This window comes from Paenibacillus sp. V4I3 (genome assembly GCF_030817215.1).
Taxonomy (GTDB): domain Bacteria; phylum Bacillota; class Bacilli; order Paenibacillales; family NBRC-103111; genus Paenibacillus_E.
This window is the reverse complement of sequence record NZ_JAUSZA010000001.1, coordinates 5,506,266-5,529,053: the sequence shown is the minus strand read 5'-3', so window position 1 is coordinate 5,529,053 and position 22,788 is coordinate 5,506,266. Positions and strand designations below refer to the sequence as shown.

The window sequence follows — 22,788 nt, the reverse complement described above, 5'->3', positions numbered from 1 at the left end:
CACTCGAATAATCTGGAGGCTATAAGCATGACTAATATTATTGAAACAATAGCAAGTTATTTCAAACCCGAATTAGATGATGAACCGAAACAACCATTGCATGTTGGAGAGGTTATGTCTTTATGGACATTCTACACCGCCCTTGGTGAGGCAATTGCGTTTTATGGGGTGTTTTTGAACACGACCACAGATGCTAAGCTAATTGACGCAATTACAAGCGCAAAAGATGAAACGGAAAGCGCTATTTCAACTCTAAAAGAGTTCTTGATAAATGAAGGAATCCCTTTACCAGATATTTCATCGGAAAAGCCTAAATCAGATCAGGATTCCGTGCCATTAGGGGTTCGCTTTACTGATAAGGAAATTGCCAACTTTATTGCTGTAAAGACAGCAGGATACATTGCCTTCATTGGAACGTCAATGGCACAGACAGTTAGAGGGGATGTTGGGGCTTTGTTCTTAGGGTTCATGACAACAGTTCTAAAATACGGTACTACACTTAAATCCATGATGATTGAAAAGGGATGGTTAGTTGTTCCTCCCTACTTTACGCCAGTAGGAATTCCAAAAGAATAAGTAAGCCACTAAGAGTTAATGCTTACCGATCTTACTAGTTTGTTTTGCTCCAATTAGACCTTGTAAACAGATTTAACTTGTTGAACTAACGAATAACGATAGTTTAACATCGAAGAGAAGCCAGTCGATCACTTGTGGATCGAATGCCTTTTTTACGCTAACAAGAACCTGTCCCTAATTCGAAATTATGGCATATTTTGGGTTAATTTCGTTTCTAGGAACTTAGCTAAACTTTCACCTTCAACATGGAATTGTGCATCAGGGTCCATGTCTTTAGGGCTAGTCTCAAATCTTGAACTGACCCCTTTGCCTCCAATCAGGTAACTGAAAGAAATCTGTTTATCTTTAAAATTGATTGAAATGTTCCCATCGGGTGTAGAACCGTGACCAATTCGATTACTGCTCTGAAATTCAGCTTGTTTTACCAACCGAAGCAACTCCATTTGTTCCGTTTTGTTAAGAACGATTTTTTGGGAATGGAGATGGTTGATGCTTACTTCTTCAACCTGTTTTTCATCTATTCCACTTCGAATTTTGTCCCACAGCCGACTATTTTTTCTTTCATCTGTATTTAAATAAAGGAATGCTGAAATAGCGACCAATATTAAACCTGCCAGCAATAAAATGGATTTCCTCTTAAACATCACTAATTCCCCTCAGAATCCTTTATGCAAATTTTGTCTATTTGTCACTCTATTAGACGTTCTATTTTAAGTTTTGTCACATTAAACATTCTGGTAATATAAGGGATGCACCTAAATGTAATTGCAACCACGTTTTGTCTTGTATTAAACAAATTTTTTATGATGGATAAATCTTTGTATTGATCCAGTACGTAGAAGAGTACCTAAGACAAAAGTGCGGTCATTACGCTAACGGGTAACGAGAGTTGATGGGCTTGCTTCGCGGCAGGTCCTCTTTGGTTTTTAAAGTAATGGACAGCAGTTTAATTCAATCGAACCATTTATTGTAATGGTTCTAATTCTAGAAGGAAATAAGTGTTAAAAATTGAATGGTTATATTGACATAATAATTTTAAAACTGAAGGGGCGATAAATTGAGAACAACACGACAACCAAAATACGATATAGAAAATATGTTCCCGGAATTAGCTCAATATCGAAAAAAAACAATACGACTACACCTGTTAGAAAAAATGTAATCAAAAATAATGTACCAGTTATAAGCAAGGCAGTCTGTGAGGAACACCAGGTGCAGTATATTCCACTCCTTCAAATTTCAAAGTCGGATTACCCTGAAGTTGATTTCCCAATTAAATACGATTTACTATGTATTTTCACGTGCCCAAAAAATCACGGAGAAATAGATAACCCGCATTTTAAAGCAATATGGAGTAATTCTGAAGGATTGAATAGTTGTAATAATGTTATTTCACTAAATCCTGAGACTGTAATTGAGTATCCCTCGCTGGAGAAGTTACTCTCTATTAACGAACCTCTAGGCAGATCTCTAATGGAATGGCAATCGGGAAAAGGTGAAGAGAATGAAGAGGAAGAGGCAATTTACGAATATCAATTAAGTGTGGCAGATGGAACTAAAGTCGGTGGATATGTAAATTGGATTCAATCCGATGAAACACCGAAGTGTAATTGTAATAATGAAATGGAGCATCTTCTCACCATTTCGGAAGCAGAGTTTGATGGTGGTACATATGAGCGATGGTGCCCTAATGAGATTGTTAACTTTTGGGGTATTCCTTACGAAGAACGTGTTATGGTTCAATCGCCTCTGGGGCTTTCTTTTGGGGATATGGGGAAAATATACTTTTTTGTTTGTAAAAGATGTGAATCTAAGCCGTTAAAAACTATTTTTCAGTGTAGTTAATTTTGAAGAGTTATATAGACTCAATTTGCTAAGCTATAGGAGAACGATAGCAACAATCATCATGACGAGGATAACGGCATGGTCCGATAGCTGTTCTTTGAATTTTTCGCGGAGGTGCAGGATGGAGGAACATGAATTCCAGTATTATTTAGGACATCTCAAATGGAGTATGCCAGAAAACACTCAGGAAGAAGCAGTGAATTATTTTTCTAATAAAATTGAAGATAAATATATTTCACGCCTTATCCAAGACACTGATAAGGACACGTGGGGCAATTCAATGAAAATCATAAGTAGCTTGGGTAAAGATAGGGCTATTATAGCTATTCAATGGCTACTATTTTTGCTAAAAGATCTAAATTGGCCAGGAGCAAATGAATCGATAGAAGTCTTAAAGCAATTTGATACCGATGAACTAATACCATTTATTGACATAGTATTAGATCAAGCAGACCTAGAAGAAGATAGTATGTGGATTTATGGTATAAAAGAACTTATCGGCAAACTAGGCATTGAGCAATCTATATTATCAAATAAAGAAGTATTAATAAAAGCAAAAGCCTAAAATATAATACAAAAAAGAAGCGCTCTAGAAATATGAAGCTTTTGATCATTGAACTAACGAAGAACGTTAGTTCAAGATCACCGTTAAGTAAATGTTACATAATTGAAATCCCAGTTAACGGGAAGTTCAATGCCGGGAATGAGCCCGGAACAGTTGGCAGAAGCGATGGCGGTCTCGAACCGAACCTTCAACTCCGCGAAAATTGTCATTTCGATGGTGCCCATTCTTATTTTGTATCCGTTTATCCAAAGATTCTTTGTTCAAGGGATTACTCTTGGTTCTGTAAAAGAATAGTATCCATGTCAAAAGGGCATCAATCGGCAGGAGAACCTGCTTGGTTGATGCCCCTTTTCAGGCGAATAACCGATTAACACTTTAACAAGAGTTGAACGCCGTAGGGGGCTATTTTGATTCGTTCTTGTAATTTGACACCGCTCATTGCATCTTGGTAGCAGCCTTTAAGCGGACATTCCACATGCTCATTGTTGTGATTAAGCAGCATAAGGTAAGCTTGACCGTTCTTCACTTTTTCGATAGCTTCGATACCATCGATGGGAGTAGTCAATGCTGTTGGAACTCCTTCTTCTTTCACGATTAGTTCCATTAAGGAGCCTAATGCTAATTGATCCAGGTCACAGCCAACATAGTAAACTCGTCCTTTTCCGTATGTGTTGACAGTTACTGCGGCTTCACCCGCATAATAATGGTTACCATAAGAGGCAATCGTTTTGGCACCAACGGTTTTCAAAACGTCGCACCATATAGAGGCAGTCCCTTGCCCGAAGGCTCCCTGAATACGAACCGTTCTGCCGAAGTTAACGGAGTCGAACTCTTCTAACTCAACGCCAGCCAGCTGCTTGAATAAACCGGGAACCGTCAATGTGGTCATCTGATTGTTCCATGTGCGGGTGCCTGAGCGGAAGGTAAGAATAAGAGCGCCGCCATTTTCGACATAAGCTTCGCATTTCGCTGCGATTTCTTCTGTTACGAGATTGAACGCAGGCATCATCACGAGCTTGTATTTGGAAAAGTCGCTCTCAACTCCAGTAACATCGAGATTTACGTGCTGTTTGACGACCGCCGTATAATAAGCGTCAAGCAAAGCATTGTAATTAAAATTTGCATTATGCGGCTGTCCGCGATGGCTCCAACAATTATCAAAGGATTTAATCAGAGCCACGGAGCTTATATTTTCAGAACCGACGATAAGATCGCTGAGGGCTGAGATTTCGGCGCCGATGGCTTTGATTTCTCTGTACCTTCTGCGGCCGATACCGTCATGGTCCAAAATGCCGTGCCAATACTGCTCGATGCCCACCGTGCAGGAACGCCAACGGAAGTAAATCATGGCCTCAGCTCCGTGCGCTACCGCTTGGTAAGTCCACAATCGAAGCTGTCCGGGTTCAGGCGTATCGCCCAGCATATGCCAGCCGCAGGGACCACTTTGCTGTTCCATCATCCAGAAGTTCTTGTTCTTGAGACCCCGCATTAAATCATGGGCCATCGATACTTGACTATAGGAGGATTTGCCCCACATATTGTTCGGATAGTTATCCCAGCAGACAACATCTAGATCGCGGGCAAGGTCAAAATAGTCTAACTCGCTGAAGTGACCCATCAGGTTATGTGTAATTGGCAGGTCGGTGCAAGCTCGAATCTCTTCAATCTGCAGACGCTGGTATGCTACCGTTGCATCCGAGAAGAAACGTTGGTAATCAAGCAGCAGGCCAGGATTATGATTATAAGGTGTAGACAATAACTGACGGGCGCCGGCATTTTGGCTGAAGCCATCGCTGGACGAATAGGTAGGAAGGATGATTTCGTCCCAATGTCTGTAAGTGTGGCTCCAGAATACCGTGCCCCACTCTGTATTCAGCTTATCAATCGTACCATATTTGTGCGCCAGCCATACTCGGAAGGCCTGCAGACAGCTCTTGCAATAGCATGCTCCGCCAAATTCATTATCTATTTGCCAGGCAACCACATGTGCGTGATCCTTGTAATGCTCGGCCATCCGTCTTGCGATAAGCACTGAATATTGTCTGTAAATTTTGTTATTAGGGCAATAATGTCTTCTTGTTCCAAAGCCTTTCGTAAGCCCATAGACATCTACCGGATACATGTCCGGATATTTATCCATCAGCCATTTAGGTGCGGCAGCCGTAGGTGTCCCGAGAATAATTTGTATGCCTTCCTTCGTTAGTACCTCAATAGCGCGATCAAGCCAAGTGAAATCGTAAAAGCCATCTTCAGGCTCCATCAGCGCCCAAGCGAACTCAGCCAGCCGGACGGTGTTCATTCCCGCCTCACGCATCATTTTTGCATCCAGAGGCCAACGATCCTCAGGCCAGTGTTCTGGATAATAATCTACGCCAAACCACATATATGGCACATCCTTTCAGACTACATATAGGACTATTTTGTTGATATAATAGTGCTTAATTCATATTTTATTCATAATCAACGTGGTGGTAAATCACATAATTTTGCGATGAATAGTATTATATTGCGATATTCAGGAGTTGTTGATATGAGAGTAAACCACTATTTGCCGCAGCCCCGGTTCAGCCGGTATATGTGTTATCCGGAGTCGTTCGGGCATTACAAGGAGGAGACGAATCACCGAGAGAAAAGAACGGCCGAGCAGGTGCCTTATTACAATTTGCATGTGGTCATGAGCGGTACAGGATATGTAGTGCAAGGAAACCAGAAAGTTAGGCTTCACGCAGGAACAGGTTTTCTATATGGAGAAGGAATGCCTCAAGAGTACTATTCGGATGAGGGAGAGCCATGGGATATTCGGTGGGTACATTTCTTTGGCGAGGGCTTACCCGGACTTTTTGATTGGAAGATGGGCGGAAAGGTATGGGTCTTTGCTTGGGTAGGGGTCACGCGATTGCCGGGTTTACTAGATCAATTGTTAGTTAACGGTGAATCGTTCATTCAAGAAAAGGAGACGCAGATCTCTGCCTTGCTTTATGAAATTCTCATGGAGTTGCTGCAAAATGGGGAAGATTTAAATGGTACCCCGGCCATCGGATTGAGGCAAACGATGCTGAAGACAGCTGATTGGATCAAAGCAGAATGCACGAATCAATTAACACTGGAACATATGGCGGCATTTTCAGGATACAGTTCATACTATTTTAGTCGACAATTTCATCAGATCATGGGGAAAACGCCGAGCGAATTTTTATTGGAAAGCCGGTTGTTAAAGGCGAAGGAGTTATTGTCATCTACCAATTGGAGCGTTAAGCATATTGCTGAGCGTTTGGGCTTTTCACAATGCTCTTATTTTATTCGAAGGTTTCGTCTTGCAGAGGGACATACACCGGAGCAATTCCGGGTTTTAAGAGGTGTGAATCAATCAATTGGTTACAAAAAAGAAATATGATTTTAAAGATGTTCTTGCCACGGTTGTGGTGCAAAGTTCTAATAAACGAGAATGAATGGTTGAATCCTTGCAGCGAAAAGAAAGACTGTCGATGGTTTGTCGACAGTCAGAAAGGTTCTCGATCCTATAGACCTTTTCTAATTTTTGATTCGGATTGTGGTTGTTAATCAAACAAACTAATTAGAGTGATAGATATCCAACCACCGTTATATAGTCGTGTTCTCCATAACCCTTTATGATAGAGATATCAAGGGGGTAGTCATCATGTACGCAAAGATCTACAAACACCGTTGGCAATATCTCATGATTTTACCGGGCGTCGTACTGTTGTTTCTCTTCAGCTACATTCCTATGGCGGGGATACAGGTTGCGTTCCGAGACTTTCAGATCGGCACCTCGATCTGGAACAGCCCGTGGGTCGGGTTGGACAACTTTTCTTTTATCCAGGACCCGCAATTTTTGATCGTCGTCCGGAATACGTTATATATTTCGGTGCTTAAGTTCATCTTTGGTTTTCCGGCCCCCATCCTTCTGGCGCTGATGATTAACGAGGTAACCCACTCGGTATTTAAGCGCTTCGTGCAGTCGGTCAGCTACCTGCCCCACTTTTTTTCCTGGATTGTAGTCGCTTACATCCTGCAATCTTTTTTGGCGCTGGACAGCGGACTGGTGAACCAGTTCGTCGGTAAAGTAGGCGGTGAGCCCATATTCTTCTTAGGGTCCACTGAATGGTTCCGCCCCATTGTGGTAGCGAGCGGGCTGTGGAAGGAAACGGGGTGGAACACAATTCTCTATCTGGCGGCCATCACGACCATCGACCCGCAGCAGTATGAGGCGGCCAAGGTGGAGGGGGCCGGGAAGCTGGCCCAGATCCGGCATATTACCTTCCCGGGTATACTGCCGACGATTTCCATCGTACTGATCCTGAGTATTCCGAGCTTGATCACCGTCGGGATGGACCAAATTTACCCGCTTATGAATTCGGCCAACCAGCAGGTTTCGGATGTGCTTGATACCTACATTCTCCGAAGCGGGTTGCAGCAAGGCTACTTCGGAATGGCGACCGCCATAGGCTTGCTCTCGTCGCTGATCAGTCTCTTGCTGGTCGTGTCGACAAACAAGATATCGAGACAAATTAACGGCGAGGGATTGTGGTGAGTTTACATGATGAAACAGACTGGAGTTGAAAGATCGGTACAGCTGCTAATCGTGGCTTTGCTGACTATGCTGTGCGTAACCGTATTGTACCCGTTCCTGTATATGCTGGCGATTTCACTCAATGAAGGAGCGGATGCCGCCAAGGGCGGTGTGTATCTGTGGCCGAGAAGCTTCACGCTCATTAACTATGAGATTGTGCTGGGCAACGAAGTGATCCGGCAGTCGTATCTCATTACGGTTGCAAGAACGGTTGTGGGGACGGTTGCCGGGTTGTTCATCACCCTCCTGGTAGCCTTCGGCCTGTCCTACCGGAGTCTTCCGCTGAGAGGCGTGATCTTAAGCTATATTCTAATCACTATGCTGTTTCAAGGCGGCTTGGTCCCATTCTACATCCAATTGAACAACCTGGGCCTCCTGAATACGTTTTGGGTCTATATCCTCCCGGGCTTGTTCTCAGTTTGGAATATGTTCGTCATGCTGAAATTCATCCAAGGCATACCAGAAGCGCTTGTGGAATCGGCGGAGCTGGACGGGGCAGGTCCTGTACGGATCCTGTTTCAGATCATCATCCCCCTGTCCAAGCCGATGCTGGCGGCGCTCGGGTTGTTTACGGCAGTTGGGCATTGGAATGACTGGTTCGCCGGCGCCTTCTTCGTCACCGACCAGAGGCTAATCCCGGTCCAAACCTTCCTGCAGCAGCTGCTGGCGGCGCAGGATCTGTCCTCCGTGTTGGGCTCGAACAACAATCAGGAAGCATTGGCAAGGAGCTCACAGTTGAAGAATATCACACTCATGTCGATTAAGATGACTGTCGTGATGGTCAGCGCTATACCGATTTTGTGTGTGTATCCGTTTCTTCAGAAGTACTTCGTCAAAGGGGTTCTTGTGGGCTCTTTGAAAGGCTGATTAAGGGTAAAAGGCATCATCCAATATTCCGAAATTAAGGAATGAATAGGGGGAGTTTTGCAATGGGTTTCACAAGATCAAGAATGCGTTGGGCGGCGTTGACGGCAGCGGCCGTACTGGCCGTAGTCACAGGGTGCTCGGACGGGGATAGGGCGTCAAACACTGCTAGTCCGGCCACCACAGGGAGTCATTCGGCAACCGGAAGTCTGGCCGCCGGCGGTTCCAAGTCATTCAGTTTATGGTTGGGCTGGTCGGCAACCATCAATAACGACAGCTTGGTCCAGAAGTATTGGCGGGAGAAAGAACCCGGAATCGATGTTAAACTGGAAGCAACCCAAGGCGATGCAATCACTGCTTTGAATCTGAAGATCAATACGGGCGGCTTCGATGATGCGGCCATCTTCAGCAGGAACGATACGGTCAAGAGCGCTATGAACCGTTCCAAACAAATCATCCCAGTGGAACAGTATTTCAATATGCCTGATAAGTATCCCGGGTTGGCTTCCATTCCGAAGCAATACCTGGAACGCATGAAGGATAAGGATGGCCATATCTGGTCCATTCCCACCTGGTTCGATCAGAATCCGAGCGATCCCTGGCCGGGTTGGGCCTCCATGACCTGGACCGTCCGTTCCGACATCTTGGAGAAGGCGGGCATGACAACCAAGGACTTGGCCACCCTAGAAGGCGTCGAAGCCTTCCTGAAGAAAGCCGCGGAGCAAAAGGATGCATCGGGCAAATCGATTCTTCCCCTTTCCTTCTTACTGGACATCAACGATAATTTAGGTTGGAGCGACGAAAATGCGATTCTGACCGCATTCGGGGTATCCACTTCCGGTAAAGGTGTGGAGAAGAAAGGAAATGAGTTCGCATTCGCCTACGATGATCCGAACTACAAAGCCGCATATAAGTGGATGAACAAGATGTACCAGGACAAGCTGATTGATCCAGAAGTCGTGACCAACAAAAAAGAGCAATACCAAGAGAAAAACAAATCCGGGCGGGTTGCGCTCAACACAGGGAGCTTTTGGAATATTCCCAGCTCCCTTTGGGAAACGTTGGACGGTCCTACGGAACCCGGTTGGTACTATGAAGTGATTCCGTTCCCCAAGGTGAACGGCGTGAAGAAGGTCGGTGTGAACCAAGTCGTAAATCCGAATCCGGGTTTTGAAGTCTATATAAGTAAGAATTCGAAGAATTTGGAAGCAATTCTGAAGTTCTTTGACTACACGCTCCAACCGAAGCCGGAGATGCAGCAGGTCGTCAATGAAGGTCCCGCAGGATTGTATTGGGATTGGGCCGACAAGCCGTTGGGTAAATGGAGATTTACCAACGAAGAATACAAGAAGAGCCGGAATTCGGGCGATCCGGCCCAGAAGTCCAAAGTTACACCGGAGCTATATATGACTTCGTCTTTCAATAACAAGTGGTATCCGTGGTGGAATACCGCCGATGTGGACAAGGTCGGAGGGACCAAAACCTCCAAGTTCACGGAAGCGGTTGGCAAAATGGGTGGTGTACGGGTTGCCCACTCCTACGATCTGGTACAGACAAAGCAGGGTGGCGTATGGGAGAAGTATTGGCCGGAGATGGAGAACATCCGCAAGGAATACCGGTCCAAATTCCTGTTGGCCAAGGATGATGCCCAGTTTGAGTCCGCTTGGGAAGCCTTCCGGAATGCGCTGGAGAAGCGTGGGCACTGGAGCGAGCTGAAGAAGGAATGGAACGAATCCTATCAGGAGGAAATTAAAGTCAACGGAGAATTTTAAGAGTTGAAGGAGCAGCCCTCTTCCAAGGGGGGCGGCTCCCTTTGTAGTTCATGGAAGGGGAAAGCTATGAAGATCAAACATCTTATTGAGAAATCGGTCATACGTTTGACCCGTTACATGAGCTTAAGAAGCAAAATCGTCCTATTCTACAGTCTGATTGTGTTCATTCCCACGGTTCTCTTGGCCGTCGGTGCCGGTTACCTGGCTCTGCACATTGTAAGGGCGAATTATATGCTGACCATCAAGGAAGCGGTCCGTCAAAGCGCACAAAGCATCGAATTCCGGAAGCAAAGCTACGATTTGCTCGCCATCCGTACAGCGACTGACGGTGAGTTGATCTCCCGCCTTTCTCGGGACTACGCGGATATGGAGGAGCAGCTGATGACGGTCCAATATGTGGACCGCTCTTTTCTGTTCACGAGCAAATATTTGCCTGGCATTGAGGATTTCCGCATTTACCATAGTAATGGGACTCTGGTTCAGGACGGCGGACTCTTGTGGAAACCGGAAAATCGGATGCTCTCCGGAATAACCGAGAAGGTCTGGTATGAAAACAACCTCCATTCTCCAGGGAATCTCAATTGGTCCAACGCCCTGGATGACAAGACCCGACTGGTTGTTTCCCACAAGATCATAAATACTTACGGGAACATTTATGGGGTTGTTTACCTGCTGCTGAACTACAACGTAGTATTCTCGGAATCTTTCGAGCACCCCTTTGAAGGGGCGGGGGAACTATTTATCGTGGACGAGAACGGCAATATCATCGCATCCACGGACCCCGGTGAGATCGGGGACCGGCTTGCCAGTACACCGCTCAAGGAGTATTGGGATAAACCTGGTGCCATGGGTTCCCCCAGCAACGGGAAACTCCTGATTACGCAGAAAATCAACTCCGAATGGACTGTTGCAGCCTTGGTGCACCTGAACCGGTTGGAGGAGCAATCCACTCGGATACTTTATACGGTAGGATGGGGAATCGCCTTTTTCCTACTCTTGTCGATCTTTCTGATCACGACGGTGCTCAAAAACGTGATATGGCGGATTCGCAAATTAGGAGTCCGGATGAACGATGTCTCCAACGGGGATTTTGAGGTTACGGTGAAGAACCGGGACAACGACGAATTGGGGGAGATCGAGATCTTGTTTAACTCCATGTCCAACCGTTTGGGCCGGCTTGTTAAAGAGCATACGCAAGCCATAATCCAGGAGCGGGAGCAGTCGTTCAAAGCGCTTCAGGCGCAAATCAATCCCCATTTCATTTATAATTCGCTCAGTTTGATCCGTTGGCGTGCCATGGACATGCAGGATGAGCTGCAGGTCCGGACCATCGACGCCTTGACAACCTTTTATCGGATTGCGTTGAACAACCGGGTCAATGTGACCAAGATTCGTGACGAACTCGAGCATTTAAAGGCATATGTCGAAATCCAGAAGTTACGTTACCCGGATCTGGTACACGTGGAGTGGCAGGTGAAAACCGAGGTGCTCGATTTGTACACCATCAAGCTGCTCCTGCAGCCGATTGTGGAGAACAGCTATTTGCACGGAAACATAACGAAGAGAAAAGATGCCTTTATTCAAATCTCGATCCAACAGGTGGAAGACACGGTTCAATTCTTTATCTTTGATAACGGGAAGGGGATTCCCGCCGAGAAGCTGGAGGCCATCCGAGCCGGCACCCATACCGGTACAAGCAACGGGTTCGGCATGAACAACATCCGCGAAAGGCTGAACTTGTACTTCGGGCTGGAGGGGCATTTTTCCATTGACAGCATTGAGGGCGAGTGGACGTCCGTATCCATTCGAATTCCAGTTTGCGAAATACGTCCCGAACTTAAACGAGGTGATGAGTGATGATCCAGGCATTAATCGTCGATGACGAGCCGATGCATATCCAAGGGCTTGTTCGCCATATCGATTGGGAAAAATTGGGATACCATCAGCCTGTGACCGCCGAGTCGGGGGAGGAGGCGCTTGCGATTATGGCCGATACCCGGGTGGATGTTCTCATTACGGATGTGTCGATGCCCGGGATGACGGGGATTGAGTTGTTGGCCAAGTGCAAATCGGATTATCCGCATCTGCAGTCCATGCAAACCGTGATGATCAGCGGGTATGACGAATTTGAATTTGTCCAGGAGGCCATTCATCTCGGGGCCAAGGCCTATGTGCTGAAGCCCATCAAGACGCAGGAGCTAGAGGAGAAGCTAGCCGCGTTCCGCGATTCAATTGAGAAAAGGATTCGGATTGAACGGGAGACTACCGCCCTGAAAGAAAAGGTGACCGGCAGTCTCGACGTTCTGCAGGAACGGTTCGTCAACGACCTGATCGAGGGGCGGATTCTCAGTGTGGAGTTGCTGGAATCCTGGCGACGTCTACTTGAGCTGCCGGAAAGGAATTGGCAGACCAGTCTCTTTTTATTCGGATACGACAGGCTTACTCCTTCCAACGCGCACGATGCTAGGGAATGGGTTGTATTCAGCGAAGGGCTGATGAAAATCGTCAAGGTGGGTTTATCCGGATTCACAGGGACATACTTTGGCAAGACAGGGGTGGACGAAGCGGCGGTCATCTATCTGAATGCCTCCCCGCTAGACCGCGCCAAGCTGGAAAAGCAGCTAGCCTTTATACAAGACGTGCTAAGGGAGCAGTATAACACAACGGTGACCGTTGGAATCAGCAGGGAATGCCTCGGCTGGGAAGAGATTCCGCTATTGTACAAGGAAGTCAAATACATGATGGCCAACGGCAGACTGGCCGGTCCAGGCCAACTCCTCTATTTCGACAGGGGGGAAATGACCGAATACCGCGACTTTCGGCTACGCGAAGAATACATCCCCGAGATCGTCAAGATGCTGGAGAAGGGAGACAGCGGCAATGCCGTTGTATATTTCGACCATGCCTTCGACATGCTGTTAACACAGGAGCCGGTGTCCTTCTCGTATGTGCAGGCATTCGGCATGGGACTCATCAGCGAATTGGCGCGTAAGATCAAGCGGACCAAGGATTCCGATGGGGAATCGAACATCCTGATATGGCAGAAACTGATCATTTGCACCAACGCGACAGAGATCAGGGGAGTAGTTCTGGAGTATCTGAACCAATATAGCGTGTTAAAGCAGAAGGAGCAAACCAGGCAGCAGCATAACCTCGTCCATAAGATTTCGCGCTATCTGGAAGAACATCTGCAGGATAACGTGACGGTGAAGCAATTAGCCGAACAGTTCCATCTGAACGCCAGTTATCTAAGTGTTCTGTTCAAGAAGGAAACGGGCCAGACCCTCTCGGAATTCGTGCAAGAGGCACGGATGGCCAAAGCGAAGGAACTGCTCGGGGATCCGAATATCAAGGTTTACGAGGTGGCGGAACGTGTCGGCTTTCAGACTGCGGCATATTTTACCTTCCTATTCAAGAAAATGGTAGGCACCACGCCACAGGAATTCAGAGATTATCACTACGAGGAGTGATCGCTTGTATATTACGTTAAGCTTGCTTGGTAGAGGTTTAGGCTAATTCAAAAACACATATGTAGGAAAAAAATCACTTTAAACGAATATACTTAAGAAGATTCTTAGGGAATGGTGTGGTTGAAAACATTTGTTTAAATTTTTTAGAGGAGAGGGTCAAGATGGTTAGTTTTAGCTTAGTGTGATTAATCGTTCTAATTCTAATAGTTATTGTAATCTTTTATGCAGGTGGTATTAATGGACTTTATCAATCCAAGTGCTCTTCAAGTTCAACTTTTAGGTGTTCATATAACATTGTTCGGAGTAATTGTTTTGTTAGCTTTTGAAGGTTCTTCTGGATATGGATTTACTATTGGGTTAATCGGGCTTTTTACAGGCATGTTCGGTTCATTTAGAGAAACCCAAAGGGCTCAAAAAGAGAAAGTTGATTGAGCTAACGGAAAAGTATGACAAGTTCTGCTATAAGCGACTAACTTCGTGAAAAGCAGGAGATTGCAATGAGTAATCTTAACTTTACAACCGAGGATGGGAATGACGGAACCATGTATCCCGAAACCATTCCGCCAATACTCCTGCGCGCGTCATGACTAACAGGTCATGTGGTGTGAAGTACAGGTAGATTCGGCAGAACGAAGGCTAGAGCCATTCGAATAGAAAAGGTATGCTAACGGATATGCCGCGCGGCTGAAAAACTGGATATGGTGAGAATGTTCAAACAGACTGAACTGACGAACTTCCGAATGTACAGGTCTAAAGTTAGAGCATATGGAAACATATGCACCATCAAATGATGGGGTGAGCGGCGTAGAGTAAGAATTTTTCCTATGAAATACGCTATGCCAAACAATGGCGGCATTGGTCTCACAGGCTTAGAGGAAGCACCTAAGTCCAGAAAGAATAGCTAGGATGTAAGGGACTTGGAAAGCAAGGGACGTTGCAACAAGGGCTGTTACCCAAAACGGTTGTTATAAGGCACATGCCGAAATACATTAATCCTTGTGAGGGCAGGGGCGCGACTGGTGAATCTCCTGTAATGGGAGTGGAGGAACAGCCCCAAGTCTAACTGAAAAGAAAAATTGTTTTCCAAGCGTGAATTGCACCGATCAGGTAGGAACGTGGGAACATCAATGGATGCCACAGTGCAAGCTACTAGGATGACAAAACGTCAATATCCTTGAGTAACGAGGAACTTATGATTTAGTAAATTCAGTTAGAGGGAACGCCGGATGCCGGGAAACTGGCACGTCCGGTGTGGAGCAGGGGAAAAGCTGGAGATGACATCAAATGCTTACCTATTGTTACCGTTAGCGCAATAACCAGGTAGCAATTCGCCACACGGCAGTTGCTACCTGGTTTCGTTAAAGCGAGCAATAAAAGATATTACTCTCTCGATTGAACTTATTTAATTTATTACGAATCGACTGCTCTTTCATACTTCAATAATTTGATACCTTTTCCATATTGGATTAGTTGGGGTTTTACATAAAAAGTTAATCGATCAAGGTGATCAACATCGTTAGGTCATACATAAACAACAATAACAAATCCATCATATCCCTCTTGCAGCCCGTAACTTATTTTATTTTTCTCATATCTATTTTCATAGCCGTAGCCCCCCTGAGAGATGTTATACTCCATTTTAATCGATTCCATAATGTTCGGTCCTAGACACGAGCTTACAAAATCTTTATACCACAGGAAAGACTTCTCTTCAGGAGTGAGTGGATTACTCTGATTGCCTTCTGCAGTATTAGGGGCTAAATTAAGGAATAGAAAGGCTAAAACCAGCATCAATAATGATTTTCTCAAAAATTAATCATCCTCTCTAAATTAGTTTTATGGTATTATTTGTAAAATTTATGGAAACTATTCGGAGAATGTGGCCGATTATTAAGTTAACTGGGATCGATAGCTGATAGAGAGACCGTGGCAGCCTGCCAATGATCGATCGGCTGCCGTTTCCACGCTAACGGGCAGTTTTCTTCAGTCCCTGAATTGGATACAATGACAATAAAAGGGATGATTTCTTATGGATAAGCAGACTAAAATAACAACAAGGTTTAAATGTTTACTGTGGGGGGATTGAATAATGACAAATAATGAAAATGAAATTATTTTCGAAGCCAAGATGTTAGTGGATAGAATTAAGTTAAAATATCCTGATTTTATTGGTAAAACAGCAAACGAAAGTGACATAGTAGTGTTAGAAAGAAAATTAAAGATGAAATTGCCAAAATGGTACATCGAACTTTACACAACCGTTCCTTTAATTGATGCGGAGTTTGGTGTTCAGGAAGATGAACCAGATGAAGATTACGACGGGATTTCTTATATGATGTGGGGTAGTGTGAACGATATAATTGTTGAGAGCACCGAATGTGAACCTGGAATATCAGCATTAAAAGATGGATACGTTTTTGTAGCTAGTTGCTCCCACGGGAGCGGAGACCCTATATTTATCAAATTAAGCTCAAACGATAATCCAGGAGTATTTCGTCTATATCACGATGATTTTACTAAAGTTCAATTAACAAATAACCTTTCTTCTTTGTTTAAGAATGCAATAATCTAACGAATGTGGAATTTCACTTCAAGTTATTAAGCTAACGAGGAACGATAGTTCATTCACGACATGACGGCAGCCGGCGCACGATCGGCTGCCGTTGTCTGTTGAAGTAACGGGCAGGATAATGAAATTTTGCATGGAATTATTTTATAACTATTGGTGTATCGGCATGGTGAATCAGTAAGCAATGTCAGTATTAGGAAAAACGTTGAGAAGAGGGTAATTATGGATAAGGAAAGTAAGAGAAAAATGTTGTTAACCTCTGATGGATTTACTACTTCAAAGATTACAGAAGCATTACTCCGTCTAATCGATCAAAGTCCAAATAAATCGACTGCTGCTATTATTCCAACGGCTCATGGCCGACTTAAATCACTTGCTCCGGTATCCATTAAAGCGAAACAGGCTTTTGAATCCATGGGATTTCAAAAAAGTGATTTTATAGACATTGAGTTTGAGAATGCAGAAAAACTGTATGACTATGACGTCATATGTTTGAGTGGTGGGAATCCTTATTACCTATTACATCATCTAAAGTCGAGTGGAGCAGACAAGATAATTAAAGAGTTGAGTAACAAAGGTACAGTACTTGTGGGGATAAGTGCAGGAACCGTGGTTTTAGGACCCGATATACGTATAGTGGACCACTTTACTCCACAGTTTAATCATCTTGGTTTGAATGAACTTACTGCACTTGAATTAATCCAACTTGTTATTTTCCCACATTATGGAACGAATAATAAATTTCCGCACGAAAAAACTCATGAAACTAGAATACAAGAATTTGAAAAATTGTACCAACATGAAGTTGAAAGAATTACTGATAACGAAGCTATTTACTTTAATGGTGGGGTAATCGAGAAAATAACGTAACAAACGACAACTATCAGCATTAACTCTACGCCTCATTTGATTACGCTATCGGAGAACGATAGTTGAATAACAAAAGGTCAGTTTGCATCAGCAGACTGACCTTTTATTATTAGGTTTATTCTTCTTAGTGATAACTATATTCTATGATTATGAGTATAGTATTGGAATTATCTTTTACTAAGAAATTGACAATTTGCCTTAACGTACCGTTCTCCAATGGTGCTTAATACAAGTTCTTCATCATGAGATTGAATTATTACATTCTCACCTATAAGTTCACCTTGTAAAAAGATTGAGATTGGCTGTTGAAATACACGCATTCGTTCAAAGTCTGAAGGTTCTATTAGTTGACGTTGTTTTGGCATTGTTATCTCCCTTTATGAAATAAAATAATTTATCATTACATTATTTCATAAATATGAAATTATTTACAGTAAATCTCGAGAAGTTATGAAATATTTTTAACAGTCAGTTTCGAATATGTTGCTAAGATTTTGTTATTAAGCTCATGGGCACTTAGATTCAAACTGCGTGTTATCTTAATTATTTTGAAAAAGATGATTTAGACAGATTAAATCCTCCCGATTCTAGTAAAACTAGAATTATTAGATGAATTGGGAGGGTTTTGCTATGAAATTAGACGAGCTATGGATACTGTATGAAACCGATAAACGAATATTGGGGTTCAGTCCTCACACATTAAAAGCTTACTCACTTCAGTTAAAGATGTTGATCCGCGAAATGGGTAATCTCGAACTCGAGGAGGTATCTTTAAATCAGCTAAAAGACTATTTGGCCAAACAAACAGAGCGATTAAAACCAAGCAGTTTAGGACATCGGATCCGATTTGTACGTTCTCTTTTTCGTTTTGCTTTTGAAGAAGGCCATATTCCTAAAAATCCATCCCTTAAGTTGAGAGAACCAAAGATGGACAAACGAATTCCCAAATTTCTGATTGAAGAAGATGTTATCCATCTCAAGATTTCCTGTCATTCACCACGTGAGCATGCTCTTCTAGAATTTCTGTATTGTACGGGTTGCCGTGTCGGCGAAGTACAGAAATTAAATATTGAAGACATCAACTGGGAAAACTGCTCGGCCATTGTAAATGGTAAGGGTTCCAAACAGAGGGAAGTATATTTTACGACAGAGTGCAAGGTGTGGTTAAAACGATACCTTGAGAGTCGTGAGGATTCCAGTAAAGCGTTGTTTGTCACCGAAAGCCATCCTATCCGCCGTTTGAGTATCCCAACGATCCGTCACTCATTAAAACTGTTGGCAGCGCGAGGTGAAGTAGCTGCAAATGTATACCCACATCGTTTTCGGCATACCTATGCTTGTCAACTGTTAGATAACGGTGCACCATTGGAGTTTATACAAGGGATGCTTGGGCATGAGAAAGCATCAACCACTCAAATTTATGCTCAGTTGCGGGGTGAACGACGGAGAGAATTATATCGACGTTATTTTTAGGATCCATGTGTAGCTAACGGAAAAGTAGCTATGATGCGTATAAATTGTCTGTGTGATTGCAAAGCAGGTATCTTTGTAAATCCGTTTATGATTTGCATCAATATCAGCATTTTTTCGATCGCTGTTGTACGATGTTCCTTTGTAGCATGGGTAATTTGAACTCGAAGAATGCTAGCGGCTATCATCATTAATCTCATTCATTCCTATGCTTTGAATAGGTCTTGTACTATTACTACTAATGCGGAGCTCTGTTTAATTGTCCCAAAGACATGAAATAAGGTCGAAACACAAATTGAATTATATGCTTTATCGAAGATCTTTGATTTTCGGATTAAACGAAAGCCCTGTTCGTGTGGGATTAATTATATATCGAGAAGTCTAACAACCGGAGGGATGATTGCACTCTCTTTTGTCGGACGATAGGAACATCATACTTGCATTAGCAGTCGTAATTGCGGCATTTTTATTTAATGGATATAGACACAATGAGGTTGCCGATCATCCCGCGGCAGCCTTGTGGTGTTGTAGTTTTTGAAACCATCCCTTGCTAACAAAGGGGTTTACCTAATTAAGTGGACGCATAAATAGAATCAAATCGTAGTGAGATAACCATGATCGAAAGCTGCCGTCTAAGTGTGATGGCAGCTTTCTTTTGTATAAATAACCGTTCTAATTTTAAAGGATGAAAAACCAAAGCAATCTTTAAATTATAAATCCCAAAAATTCACTTGCATAACGAATACATGTTCGGTATATAATATAAAATACGAATAAATGTTCGCATTATGGTGGTGTGATTATGAGTATTAATCCAAGAATCGAAACTGAAGAGGATGTTCAAATCATCAAGGAGTACACATTGCTGCCCATTTTGCTGGATATGTTAGCAAGAGATATGGATGAACTGAAAATTTATAGGGATAAAATTGTGTACAATCATGTCCTTTTTTATCTTAAAGAAGTTGAACATTCGATTTACCCCGAGTTACAAAGCATTAAAAGAAAAATGAGAACACAGGATATTAAAGTTTTGAACACAGAAATGAATTCACTGGGCATTAATGTTGAATATAAAGTTCGCGGTTATATCCACCATTTCACAATGTTGAGGAGTTTGGTTAAAGCAGAGCTAATGACCATGCTGATGAAAATGCGGAGGCGGTTAGGATGAATAGAAAAGGTGAAAAGGTTATATTTCTCGCCGATTGTCAGAGTTTTTATGCCAGTGTCGAAAAAGCAGATTACCCGGGATGTAAAAATAAACCCGTTGCTGTGGCCGGGTCTGTTGAACGTAGATCAGGAATAATTCTGGCCGCTTGCCCGATTGCAAAAAGCTATGGAGTAACTACAGCAGAGCGTCTAGGAGAGGCTTTAAATAAATGCCCAGATCTCGTTGTTATGCGTCCGCGCATGCAGCATTATATTGATGTCTCACTGATGATAACGAAGATTTATGAGGAGTTTACAGATCTTGTTGAAGTTTTTAGTATTGACGAGCAGTTTTTGGATGTTACTGCGAGTTTGCCCATCTTCGGAGATCCTATAACGATTGCTAAATCAATTCAGCAAAAGGTTCTCAGTCAAACAGGAGTATGGGTAAGAGTAGGTATAAGTTCTAATAAAATGCTTGCTAAAATTGCAACTGATATTTGGGCAAAGAAAAATGAAAGTGGCATCTTTACCTTATCAAAAACTGAAGTCGAATCATTGCTATGGCCACAACCAGTAAATAAGATGTTCGGTGTTGGTTCGCGTATGACAGCACATTTTGCTCGTCTTGGAATGACCACAATCGGCGATATTGCCAGAACACCGCTACCGCGTCTTAAAGATAAATTTCGTGCTCGCTTTGGGAAGCAATCAGATATTCATGCTGAAGTCATGTGGAGAACCGCGAATGGCTTAGATGACTCTCCCGTCACACCTGGCACTTTTAATACAGCTCCTAAATCTGTCGGCCACATGATGACTTTGCCGAAAGATTACATTGAAAATACTGAGGTAGACACGATTCTCCTCGAACTCACAGAGGAGGTTTGCCGAGATTGTCGTCGTAAGGGGTATATGGGTTGGGTTGTTTCAGTTAGCTGCATGTGCAGTCCTTACGAAACACCTACGGGCTTCTCACGGCAAATGAAGATGTCTGATCCAACTAATAATACGAATGCAGTTTACGAAGCCGTCAAGATACTATTTTATCGTTACTGGGATAAAATGCCGGTACGCCGCGTAGGAGTGACGCTTAGTAACCTTGTAGATGATGAAGGATATCAATTGACGCTCTTTGAGGATCAGGTGAAGTCAAGAGCCTTAGATAAGGTCACTGACAAAATTAAGGATCGTTACGGCAGTGCTGCTATTGTAAGGGCATCATCGCTTACTACTGCAGGGCAAGCAGCGGATAGGTCGATGAAAATCGGAGGACATTATAAATGAGCAAAAAGCTGGAAAAGAACGGGCTGTGGGAATCTAGTCGAATGATGCTTCCACAACATAAGGAGGCATTTCAGAACAGACTTAGCGATAAAGCGGGTCAACATAGTCGCCCAACAACAGAAGAAATCAATATGATGAGAGATTATGCTTTATTACCTATCATACATTCAATTATTATAAAAAAGGCTCGAGAGGTAGAGGGCTCTTCTGAAACGTTAAGAGTGCTCTATTCTAAAGTTGCCCAGGTGCTTGCTAAAAACATTCATACCGATTTATCCAAAGTAAAAAGAGGCTTGATGGAAAGAAATATCCGTATTTTTGAAGAGGAAAAAGATGATCGGATGATCCGCTACAGATATAACTACGGGGGGTATGAAGACAGTTTTACAATCACTAGAGATTACATGCGTGCTGAAATAAGTGTGAGAATTGGGCGTTATGCTGATGGCCTTGTAACAAACATGTATAACACGGCAAAACCAGATGTGTAATAATTATAGATCATGAAGTAGCCCGATGGAATAATGTGTCCATCGGGCTAAATTGTTGAGATACTCATTATTCGTAATGACAGCGAATGTTGCTTGAAGATATAGTAGTGTTAGAATGATAACTGGGTTGCGCCACATTATATTAGAGGTACTCAGTATCGCTTGAGCATACCTTCATTTAATAACTTATAGATAGGATTAGAATCCTAATAGCATACACAAAATATTTAAGAGGGGGATTTTCTTTGTTTACAATTAAATCATTAAAGGCTAATTATGGGGACTGTTTTTTAATCCGATTTGGTGAAGGTGATCAAATATCAAATGTTTTAGTTGATGGTGGAATTACTAGAACATACAACAGTGAACTAAAGAACGAAATCAGATCTATTATTGAATCTGGGCAATCAATCGATCTTTTAGTTGTCACTCATATTCATGATGATCATCTACAAGGAATAGTCAAACTTTTCAGTGATAATGACATAGATAAATCATTGATTAAAAAAGTCTGGTTTAATTCAAACAAGTTACTTTCTAGATATATTGAAGATCTGGTCCCAAATGAGGTTAACTTATATGACAATGAATCACGTGAGATGGGGGTTAACAAAGCCAACACTCTAGAGAGATCGTTAGATAGATTAGGCCTATTAAGTGATTCATTAGTTCAGCGAAGCAAACAATATATGAACTTATCTATAAATGGTGCATTTATCACTGTACTGACTCCAAATTCAGATGGATTAGAAGGGCTTAAAGTGGAATTTGATGAAGAGCGCCAAATGGCAGGAGCGATGCATGATTATGAAATTAGTCTTGATAAGATATCGCTTTTTAATTTTGAAGAGGACAATTCTGTACTAAATCGAAGCAGCATTTCTTTTATCCTTGATTATAATGGTAAGAAAATAATGATGTTAGGTGATGCTTTCCCATCGGATGTTATTTATGCTTTGAAAAGGTTGGGTTATAGTGAAAAAAATCAATTAAAGGTAGACGTAATAAAATTATCACATCATGCGAGTAAGAAAAATACAAGTATCAAATTATTAAATCTAATAGATTGCTCACGTTATATTGTAAGTACAGATGGAAGTAAGAGAGGTATGCCTAGCAAAGAGTGTCTAGGACGAATAATTAGAAGTAAAAAGAATGTTGAACTACTATTCAATTACAATATCTATGGGGAGATGTTCTCTAAGGAAGAATATCTGCAATATGAATTCGAATGCAAATATATTTTAAATAATGTGGAGGTTTAAA

22 protein-coding genes are annotated in these 22,788 nt (G+C 42.9%); 18 read left to right on the top strand and 4 right to left on the bottom strand.

Translation table 11 applies throughout. The features are described from left to right. The first annotated feature begins 27 nt into the window (after positions 1-27). Positions 28-576: a DUF3231 family protein gene (locus tag QFZ77_RS25610; protein WP_307443632.1), complete on the top strand. Its 549-nt coding sequence runs from the start codon at positions 28-30 to the stop codon at positions 574-576. 185 nt (positions 577-761) lie between these two features. Here QFZ77_RS25610 and QFZ77_RS25605 read toward each other — a convergent pair whose 3' ends face one another. Further along, the gene (locus tag QFZ77_RS25605) at positions 762-1,220 is read right to left on the bottom strand and encodes a hypothetical protein (RefSeq protein ID WP_307443630.1); all 459 of its coding nucleotides are present in this window, start codon (positions 1,218-1,220) and stop codon (positions 762-764) included. A gap of 568 nt (positions 1,221-1,788) precedes the next feature. On the opposite strand from QFZ77_RS25605, the gene QFZ77_RS25600 reads away from it, so the two are divergent. The 3 genes from QFZ77_RS25600 to QFZ77_RS25590 all read left to right on the top strand — a co-directional run bounded on the left by QFZ77_RS25600 (position 1,789) and on the right by QFZ77_RS25590 (position 3,280). Beyond that, entirely contained in the window at positions 1,789-2,421 is a 633-nt protein-coding gene (locus tag QFZ77_RS25600) for a hypothetical protein (RefSeq protein ID WP_307443628.1), read from the top strand. A 121-nt stretch (positions 2,422-2,542) separates the two neighbouring features. Continuing rightward, complete coding sequence (locus QFZ77_RS25595; RefSeq protein ID WP_307443626.1) at positions 2,543-2,986, top strand: hypothetical protein; 444 nt, start codon at positions 2,543-2,545, stop codon at positions 2,984-2,986. 138 nt (positions 2,987-3,124) lie between these two features. Beyond that, positions 3,125-3,280 carry a hypothetical protein gene (locus QFZ77_RS25590; RefSeq protein ID WP_373462658.1) on the top strand — a complete coding sequence of 52 codons (156 nt, stop codon included), beginning with the start codon at positions 3,125-3,127 and terminating at the stop codon, positions 3,278-3,280. 73 nt (positions 3,281-3,353) lie between these two features. Here the strand turns inward: QFZ77_RS25590 and QFZ77_RS25585 are convergent, their stop codons facing one another. Next, positions 3,354-5,369 carry a beta-galactosidase gene (locus QFZ77_RS25585; protein WP_307443624.1) on the bottom strand — a complete coding sequence of 672 codons (2,016 nt, stop codon included), beginning with the start codon at positions 5,367-5,369 and terminating at the stop codon, positions 3,354-3,356. Between the two features lie 147 nt (positions 5,370-5,516). On the opposite strand from QFZ77_RS25585, the gene QFZ77_RS25580 reads away from it, so the two are divergent. From QFZ77_RS25580 to QFZ77_RS25550, 7 genes are all read left to right on the top strand, one after another. Beyond that, a complete protein-coding gene (locus QFZ77_RS25580) occupies positions 5,517-6,380 on the top strand; it encodes an AraC family transcriptional regulator (protein WP_057304615.1) in 864 nt (287 codons plus the stop codon). A 264-nt stretch (positions 6,381-6,644) separates the two neighbouring features. Continuing rightward, complete coding sequence (locus QFZ77_RS25575) at positions 6,645-7,538, top strand: ABC transporter permease (protein ID WP_307443621.1); 894 nt, start codon at positions 6,645-6,647, stop codon at positions 7,536-7,538. A gap of 6 nt (positions 7,539-7,544) precedes the next feature. After that, entirely contained in the window at positions 7,545-8,444 is a 900-nt protein-coding gene (locus tag QFZ77_RS25570) for a carbohydrate ABC transporter permease (protein WP_307443619.1), read from the top strand. Between the two features lie 62 nt (positions 8,445-8,506). Beyond that, complete coding sequence (locus tag QFZ77_RS25565) at positions 8,507-10,213, top strand: type 2 periplasmic-binding domain-containing protein (protein WP_307443617.1); 1,707 nt, start codon at positions 8,507-8,509, stop codon at positions 10,211-10,213. Positions 10,214-10,279: 66 nt separating this feature from the next. Beyond that, the gene (locus QFZ77_RS25560) at positions 10,280-12,070 is read left to right on the top strand and encodes a cache domain-containing sensor histidine kinase (protein WP_057304619.1); all 1,791 of its coding nucleotides are present in this window, start codon (positions 10,280-10,282) and stop codon (positions 12,068-12,070) included. After that, on the top strand, positions 12,070-13,683 hold the full coding sequence (locus QFZ77_RS25555) for a response regulator (RefSeq protein WP_307443615.1): 1,614 nt from the start codon (positions 12,070-12,072) through the stop codon (positions 13,681-13,683). The genes QFZ77_RS25560 and QFZ77_RS25555 overlap by 1 nt, the downstream gene beginning before the upstream one ends. A 237-nt stretch (positions 13,684-13,920) precedes the next feature. Further along, positions 13,921-14,115 (top strand): hypothetical protein, encoded by a 195-nt coding sequence (locus tag QFZ77_RS25550; RefSeq protein ID WP_307443614.1) that lies wholly within the window; start codon positions 13,921-13,923, stop codon positions 14,113-14,115. A gap of 1,089 nt (positions 14,116-15,204) precedes the next feature. Here QFZ77_RS25550 and QFZ77_RS25545 read toward each other — a convergent pair. Next, on the bottom strand, positions 15,205-15,492 hold the full coding sequence (locus tag QFZ77_RS25545; protein ID WP_307443612.1) for a hypothetical protein: 288 nt from the start codon (positions 15,490-15,492) through the stop codon (positions 15,205-15,207). 280 nt (positions 15,493-15,772) lie between these two features. On the opposite strand from QFZ77_RS25545, the gene QFZ77_RS25540 reads away from it, so the two are divergent. Together QFZ77_RS25540 and QFZ77_RS25535 are read left to right on the top strand one after the other, a co-directional pair. Further along, positions 15,773-16,255: an SMI1/KNR4 family protein gene (locus QFZ77_RS25540; RefSeq protein ID WP_307443610.1), complete on the top strand. Its 483-nt coding sequence runs from the start codon at positions 15,773-15,775 to the stop codon at positions 16,253-16,255. A gap of 219 nt (positions 16,256-16,474) precedes the next feature. Then, positions 16,475-17,122, top strand: a complete 648-nt coding sequence (locus tag QFZ77_RS25535) for a Type 1 glutamine amidotransferase-like domain-containing protein (protein ID WP_307443609.1) — start codon at positions 16,475-16,477, stop codon at positions 17,120-17,122. Between the two features lie 167 nt (positions 17,123-17,289). Here the strand turns inward: QFZ77_RS25535 and QFZ77_RS25530 are convergent, their stop codons facing one another. Beyond that, entirely contained in the window at positions 17,290-17,487 is a 198-nt protein-coding gene (locus tag QFZ77_RS25530; protein WP_171650679.1) for a hypothetical protein, read from the bottom strand. A gap of 265 nt (positions 17,488-17,752) precedes the next feature. Between QFZ77_RS25530 and QFZ77_RS25525 the strand changes: the two genes are divergently transcribed. The 5 genes from QFZ77_RS25525 (at position 17,753) to QFZ77_RS25505 (ending at position 22,787) form a co-directional block, all read left to right on the top strand. Further along, positions 17,753-18,595 carry a tyrosine-type recombinase/integrase gene (locus tag QFZ77_RS25525; RefSeq protein ID WP_171650680.1) on the top strand — a complete coding sequence of 281 codons (843 nt, stop codon included), beginning with the start codon at positions 17,753-17,755 and terminating at the stop codon, positions 18,593-18,595. A 799-nt stretch (positions 18,596-19,394) separates the two neighbouring features. After that, the gene (locus QFZ77_RS25520) at positions 19,395-19,766 is read left to right on the top strand and encodes a YhjD family protein (RefSeq protein WP_307443607.1); all 372 of its coding nucleotides are present in this window, start codon (positions 19,395-19,397) and stop codon (positions 19,764-19,766) included. Further along, positions 19,763-21,031 (top strand): DNA polymerase IV, encoded by a 1,269-nt coding sequence (locus tag QFZ77_RS25515; RefSeq protein WP_307443606.1) that lies wholly within the window; start codon positions 19,763-19,765, stop codon positions 21,029-21,031. The genes QFZ77_RS25520 and QFZ77_RS25515 overlap by 4 nt, the downstream gene beginning before the upstream one ends. Continuing rightward, positions 21,028-21,522: a YhjD family protein gene (locus QFZ77_RS25510; protein ID WP_307443604.1), complete on the top strand. Its 495-nt coding sequence runs from the start codon at positions 21,028-21,030 to the stop codon at positions 21,520-21,522. Before QFZ77_RS25515 ends, QFZ77_RS25510 begins: the two co-directional genes overlap by 4 nt. A 245-nt stretch (positions 21,523-21,767) precedes the next feature. Beyond that, positions 21,768-22,787, top strand: a complete 1,020-nt coding sequence (locus QFZ77_RS25505; RefSeq protein ID WP_307443602.1) for a ComEC/Rec2 family competence protein — start codon at positions 21,768-21,770, stop codon at positions 22,785-22,787. Position 22,788: the final 1 nt, after the last annotated feature.